This window comes from Kitasatospora nipponensis (assembly GCF_039528135.1).
Lineage (GTDB): Bacteria > Actinomycetota > Actinomycetes > Streptomycetales > Streptomycetaceae > Kitasatospora > Kitasatospora nipponensis.
The window spans coordinates 1-935 of the sequence record NZ_BAAALF010000551.1; the positions used below are offsets into that span (position 1 = coordinate 1).

The window sequence follows — 935 nt, forward strand, 5'->3', positions numbered from 1 at the left end:
GGTCGTGATAGCCGACCCCGGTGCCCGGGTTGGGCACGGGGGGGTCGTGGGAACGCTCCCGGCCGTAGAAGTCGAGGGCGAGCTGACCCGGCACGGCGGCATCCGCGGAGTCCACCGTGCCAGAGCCGGCGTCGGGCACATCGTGCTGGCGGCACTCGTCGTAGGAGGTCGTCGCCGAGCCGGTCAGGTCGTGAGAGCCCTGGCCGGTGGCCGTGCGGAACGTGTCCAGCGAGGCGTACGCGGTGCCGGCCCAGATGTACGGGCTGCCTTCGCCGACGTCGAAGAGGTTGTAGTCGCTGACGGTCCGCTCCGTCGAGTCGGCCGAGACCCGCACCCCCTGCGATCCGCCACAGGTGCTCCCCTTCATCACGGTGGCGATCACGTTGTTCCGCACCGAACTGCCCGTCGAACCGGCATCGAGCCCGATCACGATGCCGCAGTCGGCGTGGAGCGTGTTTCCGGTGATCACGGTGCCCGGGGCGCCGTTCACCGCAACGAGCGGCGGCACCGGCGGAGATGTCCGGCCGATCACGGAGGGCGACAGCACACTGGTGGTCAGGACCGTTTCGGTGGATCCCTGCTCCACGACCAGACCAGCAGCGAAGACCCGAGCGGCGATCGTGTCCCGGGCCAGGACGACCCTGCTGGAGCCGTCGGTGATCCGGAGGGCGGTCCCCGAATCCGGGGTGTCGAAGGCGGAGCGTTCCAACGTCACGTTGTGGGCGTCGGAGACGACGGCGTTGCCACCGGAGGCGGACACGCCACGGATGACCACGTGCGACACCCCCGACACCGTCAGACCGTCCACGCCGAAGTAGGGACGGTACCGGACGTCCAGCTCGCCTTCGTCCTTCAAGCGGATCGTGATCGGCGCCTCGGCAGTACCCGAGCGGGTGACCCGAACCGACTCCCGGTACGTACCGGCTGCCACACTG

At 69.6% G+C, this 935-nt stretch carries 1 pseudogene; it reads right to left on the minus strand.

The features are described from left to right. A pseudogene (locus ABD323_RS41820) lies at positions 1 to 856 on the minus strand (right-handed parallel beta-helix repeat-containing protein); the annotation flags it as partial. Positions 857 to 935 lie beyond the last annotated feature (79 nt).